The sequence below is a fragment of the Pantoea sp. 18069 genome (assembly GCF_902706035.1).
GTDB lineage: Bacteria > Pseudomonadota > Gammaproteobacteria > Burkholderiales > Burkholderiaceae_C > Comamonas.
This window is the reverse complement of the sequence record NZ_CACSJA010000008.1, coordinates 19,490-33,874: the sequence shown is the minus strand read 5'-3', so window position 1 is coordinate 33,874 and position 14,385 is coordinate 19,490. Positions and strand designations below refer to the sequence as shown.

Sequence of the window (14,385 nt, the reverse complement as noted above, 5' to 3'; positions counted from 1 at the left end):
TCGTGCGCCACTCTATGAACATAGGGTATCGGATGATTGATTTGATAGGTGGCGGCTATTATATTTCCAGACTCTGATTACTTTGAGGGAGGGGGCGTATGCGCAAACATGTCATCGCCTGCATAGGCGCGCTTGCCTTGGGCAGTGCGAGCGCCGCGCCCGATTACCTGATTCCCGATGAGTTTGTCGGCAGCTATCTGGCCAACCGTTCTTCGGAGAGCTGCCTGCGCCGGGAGCGCGCGGGCCTGGCCTCACCGGCCTATCTCGTCGTGCAGCCCCGGTTTTTTCGCTATGGATACATGAATCCCGAGCAGGGCAACAGCCTGGACGCCATGGTGTGCCGGGCGACCGAACCGGTGGTCGTGGTGAGCGACGGCGTGCAAGTGCGCAGCGAGTGCTTCCTGACCGATCGATTGGTCCAGCGACATTTCAAGTTCACCAAGCGCGCAGGCGTTCTTTGGCTGCGCGATCTGGAGCGCCAGACGGAGGAAGAGTTCGAAGCCTGCTATTGAGCGCGGCGCCCTTTATCGGCGCCGCCAGACCCAGGGGGGGATCGGGTGCGCGTCGGCCCACAGGCCCGAGCGCGCCGAACGCGCGCGGGCCTGCAGCGCGAGCAGATCGGTGCGCGTGCCGGCGTAGCGCGTGTACACCCAGGCCATGCCACAGCGCACCTGGTGCTCGGCCACATCCTCGCCACGGCATTCGACCTGGGCGATGGTGCGCCCGTAGCCGTCGGTGTCCACATGCCGGATCCGGGCGCGGATATTCAGGCACAGCCTGGCCAGGCTGGCGCGCGATGCCTCGCTGAAGGACTGATGACGCTCGGGCGCATCGATCGCATGGATGCGCACCTGGCGCTGCTCGAAGCGGGCGGGCTGCCCGCAGCGCACGGTCAGGGTGTCGCCATCGCTGATGCCGACGACCAGGCAGACAAGCACGGCCGCAATCATCTGCGCATGATGCCGCAGGTGCCGGGACGCGGCACGATGAAAGCCTTGGCTGGCGCTGTGTCCATTGCACTGCGCTCGGCGCATCTGGCAAAAATGGTGTCAACCGGCCCTGGGTTCCATTTCCTGCGCGACTTCGATCAGCAGTGCGCGCAGCCAGGCCATCGCCGGGTCTCGCTCCTGGTATTTATGCCATTGCATGTGCTCGGCAAATGGGGGGATCTCCACCGGGCATTCGACGACACGCAGGGGAAAACGCGCGGCGATCTGCCGGGCAAGCCGCGTCGGCAACGTGGCGATGCGCGGCGTGCCCACCAGCAGGTGCGGCACGATGGTGAAGCTCGGCGCGATCACATCCTGCCGGCGTGCACGCTTGCCTACGGCGATGAGCCGCTGGTCATAGGTCAGGCGCTGGCCGCCCCCCCATTCGACGCCGATGTGCGAGGCGTCGAAGTACTGCTCTGCCGTCAGCTGTGTGTGACTGCCGAAATGCCCGGGGCTCACAAGGCAGGAGAACGTGTCCTCGAACAGCAATTCGGAAGGGTGTCCGGGCACCATCGCGAACTGCGGCGTGATGAGCAGTTCGATGTCCCCGGCCTGGAGCAGTTCGCGCGATTGCGGGCTGCGGGTGCGCAGGTCGAACTCCATTCGGGGAGCGACGCTGGTTGCGCGCCTCACCATTTCCGACAGCAGCACCGAGATGACGTAGTCCGAGGAATCGATGACGAATCGCCGCTGCGACGTGGCCGGATCGAACGTGGGCTGCGCCCGGGAGATCGCCTGCACGCGCAAGAGCACGTCGTGCACGGGCTTGGCGAGCTCGGCGGCCAGGGGCGTGAGCACGAAGGATTTGCCGATGGGCTGCAGCAACTCGTCCTTGAAGTACTCGCGCAGCCGTTTCAGGGACAGGCTGGTCGCGGGTTGGCTGAGAAAGACGCGTTCCGCCGCGCGCGTCACGCTGCGCGTGGTCAGCAGCGCATCGAGCACCACGAGCAGGTTCAGGTCGAGTTTGTCAAAGCGCATAACACCTCATGAATTTGCGGCGCAAATGGTGATACTTTAAACAATTCATTTGTCGAATGGATGCGGGGCGAAAACAATCGGGCCCATGAGGAATACATCGTTGTGCGGCCTCATCACCCAGGAGACAAAATTGACATCACCCATCGCCCACGCCAGGACTGCAAAGACTGCCGGCTCGCGCCCTTCGCCCGTACGAGTGGTCCATGCGATCGCCGTGTACGCCACATTGACCGCCACTGCAGCGCTGGCGCAAGGTTCGGTCACCATCTCCGGCAAGGTGGAGGCCTCCGTCGACTACCTGCGCATTGCATCGCCCACGGGCGCGTCGCGCACGCACACCGGGCTTTCCAGCGATTCCTCGCGCCTGATTTTCGAAGGCGTGGAGGATCTGGGCGGTGGCTGGTCGGCGAAGTTCAAGCTGGACCATGGTTTCAATGTGGACACGGGCGCCACCGGCTTCGGCGGCGCCTTCTTTGGCCGGGAGGCCATGGTCGGCCTGGCAACGCCCTATGGCGAGTTCCGCCTGGGGCGCAACTACATCCCCATGGATGACCTGACCGCACCGCTCGATCCCTTCTACTTCTCGGGCATAGGCGCGGCATGGCCGATGGCGATATTCACGCCGCGCATCAATAACTCCGCCAAGTACATCAGCCCGCGCATGGGCGGTTTCCAGGCCCGCGCGCTCGCCAGCGCCAGCGAAGGTGTGGCGGGTGCGCAGTACATCGGCCTGGGCGCTTCGTACAGCGACCAGCGCGTCGACGTGCATGCCGCCTACACCCGGCAGAAAAACGCGCTTCCCGCCGGGGACCGCAAGGAATTCATGCTGGGCGGTGACTACAAGTTCGGCGGCCCGCGCCTGACGGGCTTCTACATCCAGCGCGACGACCCGGGGCAGCCCCGGCGCAGCACGGCCCTGGTCGGCACCAACTGGCCTGTCGGCTCGGGGGAAGTCCGCGCGAGCTATCTGCTGGAGCGCCAGGGCAGCGCCAGGGCGTCCAGAGCGGTGCTGCAATACATGCACTTTCTGTCCAAGCGCACCTCGGTCTTTGCCGGCATCGCGCGCCTGAACAACAACGCCGGCTTTTCCGAAACCTTGAATCCGGCGCTGCCCGTGCTGACCAGGGGCGAGGATGTCACCGGCACGCAATTCGGCATTCGGCATACCTTCTGAAGCAGACCTTGGGAGAGAACAATGAAGACGAGACAAGTTTTGCGGATCCTCGGCGCGGCGCTGGCCATGCTGCCCCTGCTCAGGCCGGCTTTCGCGCAGGAGGACTCCTACCCGGTCAAGCCCATCCATGTCGTGTTTCCCTATCCCGCGGGATCGGCGCTGGAGGTGGTCGGACGCCTGGTTGCGGAGCGTGCCTCGCGCCTGCTCGGCCAGCCTATCGTGTTCGAGAACAAGGCCGGCGCCAACGGCATCCTGGGCACGGCCCAGGTGGCCAGGGCCAGGCCCGATGGCTATACGCTCGCACTCACCACCACCTCGGCGCTGCTGCTCAACAGCGCGCAGCGCAACGACCTGGCCTACGACCCGGTGCGCAGTTTCACGCCGGTGATCGCCGTGGCGGATATCCCGGTGGGCCTGATCGTCAGCACGCGGCTGCCCGTGACCAATGTAGGCGCGCTGGTGGCGCATCTGAGGAAGCAGCCGGGCCAGCCCTATGCCAGCGTCGGTATCGGTTCCTTCAACCATTTGCTGATGGAGCAATTCAAGCGGGTGGCCGGCGTGGACATGCTGCATGTGCCCTATCAGGGCGCAGCGCCCATCCTCCCCGAACTGCTGGGCGGCCGCGTGGATGTGACGGTGCTCAGCGTCGGCTCGGTGCTCGGGCAGTGGAAGGCTGGGCAGGTGCGCGTGCTGGCCTTCATGTCGGACAAGCGCCTGCCGTCGCAGCCGGATGTGCCGACGATGTCGGAAGTGTTCCCTTCCTTTCGTCCGTTCGGCAACTGGATGGGCTTTGTCGCGCCGACCGGCACGCCCGAGCCTGTGGTGCGCAAGCTCAATGCGGCCTTCGCCCAGGCGCTGGAGCTGCCCGAGGTGCGCAGAAAAATCGAGGAAGAGCAGTGGCGCGTCATGGGAGGCTCCGCGCAGGATCTGGCCCGCATGATCGCCAACGATCGCCCAATGGTCGAGACAGCCGTCAAGGCTGCTGGCCTCCAGCCAGAATAGGAAACAAGCATGCAGTCATGGGATGTCATTGTCGTGGGGGGCGGTCCGTCGGGTCTGACGCTGGCGGCCGAGTTGGCGGGAGCGGGCGCGAAGACGCTGGTGCTCGAACGCAGGACCGAAGGCGTGCAGTCGCGGGCGGGAACCATCCTGCCCCGGGTGCTCGAGCTGTTCGACGCGCGCGGCATTGCCGAGCGCTTCATCGAGCGCACGCGGGAAATCACGCCCTATCCATTTCGCCATTCGCACATATGGGCCGGCTTCCATCCGATCCGCTGGCAATACCTGGAAAGCCGCTTTGGCTTCACGCTGGGCCTGCCGCAGAATCTCACGGAAGAAATTCTCTGGCAGTGGGCGCTCGAGAGCGGCGCGCAGATCCGCCGGGGCACGGAGTTCACCTCCTTCGCACAGGATGGGGATGGCGTGACGGTGTCGGTGGTCGACGCGCAGGGCGCGGCGGCAACGCTGCGCACCCGCTACCTGGTGGGCGCGGACGGCGGGCGCAGCGCGGTGCGCACCAGCGCCGGCATCGCCTTCGAGGGCCACGCGGGCACCTTCCGCGGCATCGTCATCGACGCCCACCTGGACGCGCCCTGGCCCGGCGGGCGCATCAACGTCGACAACGAAATGGGCTGGGTGCGCGGCTATGCGTTTGGCGAAGGCATCACCCGTTTCAACATCGTGCACCGCGACCGGCGCATGGCTGCGAGGGACGAGCCTGTGACGCTGGAGGAAGCGCTGCAGTGCATCCGGGACGTGCATGGCACGGACTACGGAATCACCGGCCATCGCTGGGCGTCGCGCTTCGACGACCAGATGCGTGCGGTGTCGTCGCTGCGCCAAAAGCGCGTGTTCCTGGTGGGCGAATCGGCGCGCATCCACTATCCGGCCAGCGGCGTCGGAATGAATTTCTGCCTGCAGGACGCGTTCAACCTGGGCTGGAAGCTGGCCAATGTGATCCAGGGCCACGCCGATGAAGCGACGCTGGACAGCTACGACGCGGAACGCCTGCCCGTCATGCACGCGCTGCTCGAAAGCGTCAAGGCGCAGTGCGAGCTGCAGTTCAATTTCGATGCCGGCGGGATCGTGCTCAAGCGGCATCTGGCGCAGCACATCATCCCGTTGCCGGACGTGCAGCGCAAGCTGGCGCTGGAGCTGTGCGGGCTGCAGGCGCCATACCCGCGTGACGCCGCGAGCCATCCATTGACCGGCTGCCGGCTGCCCGATTTCGACATGATTGCCCAGGATGGCCGGTCGCTGCGGCCCGCCGAGCTGCTGCGCGATCGCCGCTTCCTGCTGCTCGACCTGGAGGGGCAGAGCCGGCAGTTCGGGTCGCTGCAGTCCCTGGGGCTTCCTCTGAATATCGTCGCAGCGCGCGTGGGCCGCGTACCGGCGGCCATGGAGGGCGTGACGGGCATCCTGGTGCGCCCCGACGGCTACGTCGCCTGGGCCGCCAGCGACCCGGCGCAGGCCGCTACGGTCCAGGCACAACTGGACCGCTGGCTCACGCGGGGCCGCACATGAAGCGCCGCACCCTGCTGGCCGGAGGCTGGGTGATCAGCATGGACCGCGCCATCGGCGACCTGCGCCGCGGCGATGTGCTGATCGAGGGCGAGCGCATCGTCGCCGTCGCACCGCACATCGAGGCCGAGGCCGCCGAGCGCGTCGATGCCCGGGACATGATCGTCCTGCCCGGGTTCATCGACACCCACAGGCATACTTGGCAGACCTGTGTGCGGCATCGCTATGCGGACATCGACCCGCAGATCTACTTCGCCGAGATGCTGGGCGCCAAGGGCGCGGCCTTCCGCACCGAAGACGTCTACGCCGGCACCTTGCTGGGGGCAGTGTCGGCGCTGGACGCGGGCACGACCACGATGCTGGACTGGTCGCATGTGCAGAACACGCCCGCGCACGCGGACGCCGCCATCCTGGCGCTGCGCGATGCCGGCATCCGCGGCATCTTCGCCCATGGCTGGCCGCTGATCGAAGGGAGCTCCTGGATGTCCGGCAGCGAACGCGGCCATCCGCAGGACATCTGTCGGCTGCGAAAGCAGTACTTCTCGTCGGACGACCAGTTGCTGACGCTGGCGATGGCCGGCCGTGGTCCGGAAATGGCGCAGCGCGCCGTCTGGCTGCAGGACTTGCGCCTGGCGCGCGAGCTGGGCATCCGCTCCACCATCCATATGGGCGCCTATGCACGCAACGCCCAGGTGCGCGCCATCGCCCAGATGCATGAAGCCGGCGTGCTTGGCGACGACCTGACCTTCGTGCATTGCTGCTGCTGCGCCGACGACGAGCTGTCCATGATGGCCGATGCGGGTGTCACGGCCTCGCTGGGCGTGCACTGCGAACTGAACGCCCAGGGCATTGGCGACATCCCGTTCGATCGCCTGCTGGCCGTCGGCATACGCCCCAGCCTGAGCGGTGACACCGAGACCAAATGCGCGGGCGACATGTTCACGCAGATGCGCCATGCGTTTGCCTACTATCGCTCCTGGATGGGAGGAGGGCATTCCCGGGCCGCGAACGCGCCGCCGACATTGACGCTGCGCGACGTGCTGGAGTTTGCCACGATGGCCGGCGCGCAGGCCACGGGGCTGGCGCACAAGACCGGCTCGCTCACGCCGGGCAAGCAGGCCGACATCATCCTGGTGCGCGGCAACGACCTGAACCTGATGCCGGTGTCCGACGCGGTGGGCGCCATTGTGCTGGCCGCGCACCCTGGCAACGTCGACTCCGTCTATGTCGCCGGGCGCGCGGTCAAGCGCCACGGCCGCATGCTGCACATCGACATGGAGGCGCTGCGCGAACGTGCGTTGCGCTCGCAGCGGCATGTGCTGGAGGAGATGTGATGCGGGAATTTCCTCGACTGGATGCGCAGCTCGCCGCCGTGGTCGCAGCCCTGCGGGCGCGCGGCGCCCCGCCGCCCTTCAGCGGCAGCGCGCCCCAGGCACGCGCGCGCATGCGCGACGCCGTGCTTGCCGCGCGCGCCCGTTTCGGCTTGCCCGAGGTGCGGTCTGCGGAAGACGCGGTTGCGGTCCATGCAAATGTCCATGTGCCGGTGCGCGTCTACCGCCCGCATGCGCACCGGCATCCGCTGCCCACGGTGGTCTTCTTCCATGGCGGGGGATTCGTTCTGGGCAGCGTCGAGCTGATGGACGACATCGCGCGCAAGCTCTGCCGCGATACCGAAGCGGTGGTGGTCTCCGTGGACTACCGGCTCGCGCCCGAGCATCCTTTTCCCGCCGCGCATGACGATGCGCTGGCCGCCACGCTGTGGGCCCTGGCGAATGCAGCGGCGCTTGGCGGTGATGCTGCGCGCGTGGCGGTCGCTGGAGAAAGCGCGGGCGGCAACCTCGCGGCCTCCTCGGCGATCCGGGCGCGCGACCTGGGCCTGGCGCTCGCGGCGCAGCTGCTCATCGTGCCCGGCGTCGACTTCGCCCGCGATACGGCGGCGCTCGAGCGCAGCGGGCGCGACTATTCCCTGCTGACACCGCATGATCTGCGCGAGGTGGCGCGGCTTTACCTGGGCGCCTCGGCGCACAGCGCGGCGCAGTTTCCGCCTTCGCCCCTGCGCCACACCGATCTGAGCGGCCTGCCGCCGGCCCTTGTCGCCGTGGCCGGATGCGACGCGCTTTGCGGCGAGGGCCTGGCCTATGCGCAGCGGCTGCAGGCCGCGGGGGTCTGCACCCGCGTGCTGCGTTATGACGACATGTTCCACCCGTTCTTCGGATTTTTCGAGCTCTCGCAGGCCGCGCGCAGCGCCAATGACGAGATCTGCGACTGCTTTGCCGCGATGCTGCGCAACGGTCCCGGCAACGCCAGGGGCGCTTCGACATGAGTGCCCGAAATTCATGATTCACGTCGGCGTGGCTGAGGTTGCCGAAGTGGAATAACGCGCCGGCAGACTGAACCTGCCCGGGCCCTTGGGCCCGGGCATTTTTCACTGGCCCTGGCGCCCCAGCGCCGGGTCCAGGGGCCGCGGCTTTGCGCGGGTGTGGGGCGGCTCGAAAGGGCATTATTTGCCGGCAGGGATTGCACGCTCAACTCCGGGATAATTGCCGATAATTTATTTGCAGCATCATCTTGGAGTTTCCTAATGGAAATTAAGGTCAATTTTCTCGACAAGCTCCGCCTTGAAGCCAAGTTCGATGATTTCACCGTGGTTGCCGATCAGCCCATTCGCTATAAGGGCGATGGCTCGGCGCCTGGTCCGTTTGATTATTTTCTGGCCTCGTCGGCTTTGTGCGCGGCTTACTTTGTGAAGCTGTATTGCACAACTCGAAATATTCCCACGGACAATATTCGACTGTCGCAGAACAATATTGTTGACCCTGAAAATCGTTATCAGCAGATATTCAAGATTCAGGTGGAGTTGCCGGCGGACATATCCGCCAAGGATCGCCAGGGAATCTTGCGTTCCATCGAGCGCTGTACGGTGAAGAAGGTGGTGCAGGCCGGGCCTGAGTTCGTGATCGAGGAAGTCCAGAATCTGGATGCCGATGCGCAGGCCTTGCTGACCACGGACCGGCTTTCCGATGCGAGCACCTATATCGCCGGCAAGGACCTTCCTCTGGAGGAAACCATTGCCAATATGTCGGGTGTTCTGGCGGGCCTGGGCATGAAGATCGAGATTGCGTCGTGGCGCAACATCGTGCCCAACGTGTGGTCGCTGCATATCCGTGACGCGCACTCGCCCATGTGCTTCACCAATGGCAAGGGCTCGACCAAGGAAAGCGCGTTGGCGTCGGCCCTGGGGGAGTTTATCGAGCGGCTCAATTGCAACCATTTCTATGGCGGCCAGTTCTGGGGTGAGGACATCGCCAACGCGGCCTTTGTGCATTACCCGGACGAGCGCTGGTTCAAACCAGGTCCTGAAGATGCACTGCCTACGGAAATTCTCGATGCGTACTGCGTGCAGATCTACAACCCCGATGGCGAGTTGCGCGCCTCGCATCTGCACGACACCAACTCCGGCAATGTGCAGCGCGGCATATGCTCCCTGCCCTATGTGCGCCGTTCAGACGGCGAGCGGGTGTATTTCCCGACCAACCTGATTGAGAACCTCTACGTCAGCAACGGCATGAGCGCAGGCAATACGCTGGCCGAAGCGCAGGTGCAATGCCTGTCTGAAATCTTCGAGCGGGCGGTCAAGCGCGAGATCCTGAACGATGAACTCGCGCTGCCGGATGTGCCGGACGAGGTGCTGGCGAAGTATCCCGGCATTCTGGCCGGCATCAAGGGGCTGGAGGAGCAGGGCTTTCCGGTGCTGGTCAAGGACGCGTCGCTGGGCGGGAAGTACCCCGTGATGTGCGTTACCTTGATGAACCCTCGCACAGGCGGCGTCTTTGCGTCGTTCGGCGCCCATCCAAGCCTGGAGGTGGCGCTGGAGCGCAGTCTGACGGAGTTGCTGCAGGGCCGCAGCTTCGAAGGCCTGAACGATTTGCCCCGGCCCACCTTCAATAGCAACGCCGTGACCGAGCCCAATAATTTCGTCGAGCACTTCATTGACTCCAGCGGTGTGGTGTCATGGCGCTTCTTCAGTGCCAAATCCGATTTCGATTTTGTGGAGTGGGATTTTTCCGCTGGAGGTGAGAATTCCAATGCCGACGAAGCTGCGGGATTGTTTGGCATTCTCGAGGAAATGGGCAAGGAGGCGTACATCGCGGTGTACGACCAACTGGGCGCAATAGCCTGCAGAATTCTGGTGCCGGGTTATTCGGAAGTCTATCCCGTGGAAGACCTGGTGTGGGACAACACCAATAAGGCTTTGTTGTTTCGTGCCGATATTCTGAATCTGCATCGCCTGGACGATGCCGGTTTGGAATCCTTGCTTGAGCGCTTGGAGGCCAATGAACTGGATGAATATGGCGACATCGCCACATTGATCGGCATCGAGTTTGACGAAAACACGGCTTGGGGCCAGCTGACCGTGATGGAGTTGAAGCTGTTGATTCATCTCGCGCTGAAGCAGTTTGATGAAGCGCAAGAACTGGTGGGCGCCTTCCTGCAGTACAACGACAACTCGGTCGAGCGCGGCTTGTTTTATCAGGCCTTGAACGTGGTCCTGGAAGTGCTGCTGGATGACGACTTGGAACTCGATGATTACGCGGTCAACTTTCGCCGGATGTTCGGCAACGAGCGCATGGATGCCGTCATGGGGTCGGTCAACGGCAGCGTGCGCTTCTTCGGCTTGACGCCTGCGAGCATGCAACTGGAGGGGCTCGACAGGCACCAGCGCCTGCTGGACAGCTACAGGAAAATGCACACGGCGCGGGCCCATGCGCAGGCTGTAGCCGGCCAGGACTAAAAGACCGGGCAGGACCGACCCTGTCCATTGTTGACAGGGCAAGCGGCCATCACTGGTATTTCTTTTCCAGCGCATCCCACTGCGGCTTGCAGACCAGGCGCTGGCGCTCGGCAAAGGGCGCGACCAGCTGGGGGTCTTCCTTCAGGCAGCGATCGGCCTTGAGCGCGCCCAGCGCCCGCTGCATGCCGGCGACCGCGCCCTGCAGCGCGGCGTTGGCGTACAGCACGATGCTGTAGCCCATGCCGGCCAGATCCTCGGTGCTGGTGATGGGCGTCTTGCCGCCGATCACCATGTTCATGAGCTGCGGGGTCGCCAGGCGCTGGGGCAGGGCGCGAATGTGTTCCGCCGTGGTCACGGCTTCGACAAACAGCATGTCCGCGCCGGCCTCCGCATAGGCCTGGGCGCGCTCTATGGCCGCGTCAAAGCCGTGCATGGCGGCGGCGTCGGTGCGCGCCAGGATCAGGGTCTCGGGATTGCGGCGGGCATCCACCGCGGCCTTGATCTTGCCGACCATCTCGCTGGTCTCAATGACCTCCTTGCCATTGAAATGGCCGCAGCGCTTGGGGCTGACCTGGTCTTCGAGCTGAATGCAGTCGGCACCGGCCCGCTCCAGCGTACGCACTGCGTGGTAGGTGTTGAGGGCGTTGCCGAAGCCGGTATCGGCATCGACGATCAGCGGCAGCTCCACCGCCTCACGGATGCGCGCCGTGTGGTCGGCAATGTCGGTCAGGCCCATGAAGGCCTGGTCGGGCAGGCCAAACCACATATTGGTGACGCCGGCGCCGGTGACGTAAATGGCTTCGAAGCCCAGGTCGGCGACCACGCGGGCGGACATGGCGTTGAAGGCGCCTGGCACGATGACGCCGCGGCGCTGGGCAATCATCTGACGGAGTTGTTGTTGGGTACTGATCATGGTGGTGGGCTTGGGCGTCAGGCGACGCGGGAAGGGGAGTGGGTAAGTTGCTGGGCCACAAGGGACATGGCGTTCTTGGCCATTGCCGGGGCGCCGTGCTCCATTGCGCCCGCTTGCGAGGGCGCGGCGGCGGGCCTGCGCTGCAGTTGCAGCCGGTTGTCGGTCATGCGCAGCATGTCCCTGGCCATGCTGTCGGCGGGCAGGCTGGCGGCCTGCTCGTGCACAAAGCGGGTCAGCCACTGCTGCAGCGCCAGTGCTTCGCGCAGTTGCTCGGGGCTGGGCATGGCCACCGTCATGCCACGGCGCGCATGGGCGTCGAGCAGGCCTTCGTGGCACAGCAGCTTGAGCGCTTCGCGCACCGGGGTGCGGCTGACGCCATAGCCGCTGGCGATGTCGCCATCGTTCACGGCCGCGCCCGGGGGCCATTCATGCGCGAGGATGCGCTCGCGCAGCTTGTCGGCGATCGCCATGCACAGGGAGCGGGGTTGCAAGCGCATGTCGGTCATGCTCACCGGCGCTGTTCTATGGGCACGAAGGCCAGGTCATCCGGGCCGGTGTAGTGGGCGCTGGGGCGTATGATCTTGTTGTCCTGGCGCTGCTCGATGATGTGGGCTGCCCAGCCGCTGGTGCGCGCGATGACGAACAGCGGCGTGAACATGGCCGTGGGCACGCCCATCATGTGGTAGCTCACGGCACTGAACCAGTCGAGGTTGGGGAACATTTTCTTGACCTCCCACATGACCGTTTCCAGGCGCTCGGCAATGTCGAACATCCTGGTCGAGCCCGCGTCCTGGGACAGCTGCCGGGCCACGCCCTTGATGACGACGTTGCGCGGATCGCTGAGGGTATAGACCGGGTGGCCAAAGCCGATCACGACTTCCTTGGCCTCGACGCGGCGGCGGATGTCGGCCTCGGCTTCATCCGGGTTGTCGTAGCGCTTCTGGATCTCGAAGGCCACCTCGTTGGCGCCGCCGTGCTTGGGGCCACGCAGCGCGCCGATGGCACCGGTGATGGCCGAGTGCATGTCGCTGCCCGTTCCCGCCACCACGCGGGCCGTGAAGGTCGAGGCGTTGAATTCGTGCTCGGCATACAGGTTCAGCGACGTGTGCATGGCGCGCACCCAGGGTGCGCTGGGGGCCTGGCCGTGCAGCAGGTGCAGGAAGTGTCCGCCGATGGAGTCGTCATCGGTCTCGACCTCGATGCGCCGGCCGGAGTTGCTGAAGTGGTACCAGTACAGCAGCATGCTGCCCAGGCTGGCCATCAGGCGGTCGGCAATGTCGCGTGCGCCGGGCAGGTTGTGGTCGTCCTTTTCGGGCAGGGAGCAGCCCAGCGCAGAGACGCCGGTGCGCATGACATCCATGGGGTGGCTGGCGGCAGGCAACTGCTCCAGCGACGCCTTCACGCTGGCCGGCAGGCCGCGCAGGGCCTTGAGCTTGGCCTTGTAGGCCTGGAGTTCGGCTTGCGTGGGCAGCTTGCCGTGCACCAGCAGATGGGCGATTTCCTCGAACTCGCAGACTTCGGCGATGTCCAGGATGTCGTAGCCCCGGTAATGCAGATCGTTGCCGGTCTTGCCCACGGTGCACAGTGCGGTGTTGCCGGCGGTCACGCCCGACAGGGCCACGGATTTCTTGGGCTTGAAGGCGGGGGCGGCGGTGGCAACGGCTTGCAGATTGGCGGTCATGGCAGGTCTCCTTGGAATGAAAAATGGGCAAGGCAGCGGCCTTGACCCATGTCAATGGGCTGAAAAACGAGGGGCGAAACGCCCGGGAAAATCGCCTGCAGCGCAGGCGTTGGCGGCGTCAGCCGGGGTGGTGGGCCGCGTCCAGGCAATCGCCGGGAATGCGCACCCAGCCTTCCATCAGGATGCGGGCGCTGCGGCTCATCAGCGCCTTGCGCACTTGCCACTGGCCATTCGCGCGCTGGGCCTGGGCGCCCACGCGCAAGGTGCCCGAAGGGTGGCCGAAGCGCACGGCATGGCGTTCACCGCCGCCGGCGGCCAGGTTGACCAGGGTGCCGGGAATGGCCGCGGCCGTAGCGATGGCCACGGCTGCCGTGCCCATCATGGCGTGGTGCAGCTTGCCCATGGACAGCGCCCGCACCAGCAGATCGATGTCCTGCGCCGCCACCGGCTTGCCGCTGGATGCCTGGTAGCTGGCCGGGGGCGCCACGAAAGCCACCTTGGGGGTGTGCTGGCGCGTGGCCGCTTCGTCCAGGGTTTGGATCAAACCCATTTTCAGCGCGCCATGGGCGCGTATGGTCTCGAAGCGGGCCAGGGCCGCGGCGTCGCCATTGATGGCGTCCTGCAGTTCCGTGCCGCTGTAGCCCAGGTCGGCCGCATTCAGGAAGATGGTCGGAATGCCGGCATTGATCAGGGTGGCAGGCAAGCAGCCCACGCCGGGCACGTCGAGCAGGTCCTGCACCTGGCCCGTGGGGAACATGGCGCCGCCGTCATCGCCGTCATCGGCCGGATCGAGGAACTCCAGCGCCACTTCCGCCGCGGGGAAGGTCACGCCGTCCAGTTCGAAATCACCGGTTTCCTGCACCTGGCCGTTGGTGACGGGCACATGGGCGACGATGGTCCTGGCGATGTTGGCCTGCCAGATGCGCACCACGGCAATGCCATTGCGTGGAATGGACGCGGGGTCGATCAGGCCCATGTGGATGGCCGCCGGCCCCACGGCCGCGGACAGGTTGCCGCAGTTGCCGCTCCAGTCCACGAAAGGGCGGTCGATCGACACCTGGCCGAACAGATAGTCCACATCGTGGCCGGGACGTGCGCTCCTGCTCAGGATCACGGCCTTGCTGGTGCTCGACGAGGCATTGCCCAGGCCGTCGATCTGCTTGCCATAGGGGTCGGGGCTGCCCAGCACGCGCAGCAGCAAGGCATCGCGCGCCGCGCCGGGCTGCTGCGCGGCAGGGGGGAGGTCGGGCAGGTGAAAGAACACGCCCTTGCTGGTGCCGCCGCGCAGGTAGGTGGCCGGGATTCTGATCTGTGGGGAGTGGGTCATGGTGGGGC

The 14,385-nt window shown here is 65.5% G+C and carries 13 protein-coding genes; 7 read left to right on the top strand and 6 right to left on the bottom strand.

All coding sequences use genetic code 11. The features are described from left to right. Positions 1–98 precede the first annotated feature (98 nt). Positions 99–512 (top strand): hypothetical protein, encoded by a 414-nt coding sequence (locus tag GVL12_RS08500; RefSeq protein ID WP_159912828.1) that lies wholly within the window; start codon positions 99–101, stop codon positions 510–512. A gap of 12 nt (positions 513–524) precedes the next feature. On the opposite strand, the gene GVL12_RS08495 is transcribed toward GVL12_RS08500, so the two are convergent. Next, positions 525–950, bottom strand: a complete 426-nt coding sequence (locus tag GVL12_RS08495; protein ID WP_159912826.1) for a thermonuclease family protein — start codon at positions 948–950, stop codon at positions 525–527. 99 nt (positions 951–1,049) lie between these two features. Continuing rightward, on the bottom strand, positions 1,050–1,970 hold the full coding sequence (locus tag GVL12_RS08490; RefSeq protein WP_159912824.1) for a LysR family transcriptional regulator: 921 nt from the start codon (positions 1,968–1,970) through the stop codon (positions 1,050–1,052). A 130-nt stretch (positions 1,971–2,100) separates the two neighbouring features. On the opposite strand from GVL12_RS08490, the gene GVL12_RS08485 reads away from it, so the two are divergent. The 6 genes from GVL12_RS08485 to GVL12_RS08460 all read left to right on the top strand — a co-directional run bounded on the left by GVL12_RS08485 (position 2,101) and on the right by GVL12_RS08460 (position 10,456). Next, a complete protein-coding gene (locus GVL12_RS08485) occupies positions 2,101–3,144 on the top strand; it encodes a porin (protein WP_159912822.1) in 1,044 nt (347 codons plus the stop codon). Positions 3,145–3,165: 21 nt separating this feature from the next. Beyond that, on the top strand, positions 3,166–4,146 hold the full coding sequence (locus GVL12_RS08480; RefSeq protein WP_159912820.1) for a tripartite tricarboxylate transporter substrate binding protein: 981 nt from the start codon (positions 3,166–3,168) through the stop codon (positions 4,144–4,146). 9 nt (positions 4,147–4,155) lie between these two features. Next, positions 4,156–5,667, top strand: a complete 1,512-nt coding sequence (locus GVL12_RS08475) for an FAD-dependent monooxygenase (protein WP_159912818.1) — start codon at positions 4,156–4,158, stop codon at positions 5,665–5,667. Next, complete coding sequence (locus GVL12_RS08470; protein ID WP_159912816.1) at positions 5,664–6,998, top strand: amidohydrolase family protein; 1,335 nt, start codon at positions 5,664–5,666, stop codon at positions 6,996–6,998. Before GVL12_RS08475 ends, GVL12_RS08470 begins: the two co-directional genes overlap by 4 nt. Then, positions 6,998–7,987 (top strand): alpha/beta hydrolase, encoded by a 990-nt coding sequence (locus GVL12_RS08465; RefSeq protein ID WP_159912814.1) that lies wholly within the window; start codon positions 6,998–7,000, stop codon positions 7,985–7,987. Before GVL12_RS08470 ends, GVL12_RS08465 begins: the two co-directional genes overlap by 1 nt. Positions 7,988–8,245: 258 nt before the next feature. Then, the gene (locus tag GVL12_RS08460) at positions 8,246–10,456 is read left to right on the top strand and encodes an OsmC domain/YcaO domain-containing protein (protein WP_159912812.1); all 2,211 of its coding nucleotides are present in this window, start codon (positions 8,246–8,248) and stop codon (positions 10,454–10,456) included. Between the two features lie 49 nt (positions 10,457–10,505). Here the strand turns inward: GVL12_RS08460 and GVL12_RS08455 are convergent, their stop codons facing one another. From GVL12_RS08455 to prpF, 4 genes are all read right to left on the bottom strand, one after another. Continuing rightward, a complete protein-coding gene (locus tag GVL12_RS08455; protein ID WP_200843598.1) occupies positions 10,506–11,369 on the bottom strand; it encodes an oxaloacetate decarboxylase in 864 nt (287 codons plus the stop codon). Between the two features lie 17 nt (positions 11,370–11,386). Next, positions 11,387–11,866, bottom strand: coding sequence for a GntR family transcriptional regulator (locus GVL12_RS08450; RefSeq protein ID WP_200843597.1), 480 nt, complete (start codon positions 11,864–11,866; stop codon positions 11,387–11,389). A gap of 11 nt (positions 11,867–11,877) precedes the next feature. Continuing rightward, positions 11,878–13,050: a 2-methylcitrate synthase gene (prpC, locus tag GVL12_RS08445; RefSeq protein WP_159912808.1), complete on the bottom strand. Its 1,173-nt coding sequence runs from the start codon at positions 13,048–13,050 to the stop codon at positions 11,878–11,880. A 118-nt stretch (positions 13,051–13,168) separates the two neighbouring features. After that, the gene (gene prpF / locus GVL12_RS08440; protein ID WP_159912806.1) at positions 13,169–14,377 is read right to left on the bottom strand and encodes a 2-methylaconitate cis-trans isomerase PrpF; all 1,209 of its coding nucleotides are present in this window, start codon (positions 14,375–14,377) and stop codon (positions 13,169–13,171) included. Between the last annotated feature and the right edge of the window lie 8 nt (positions 14,378–14,385).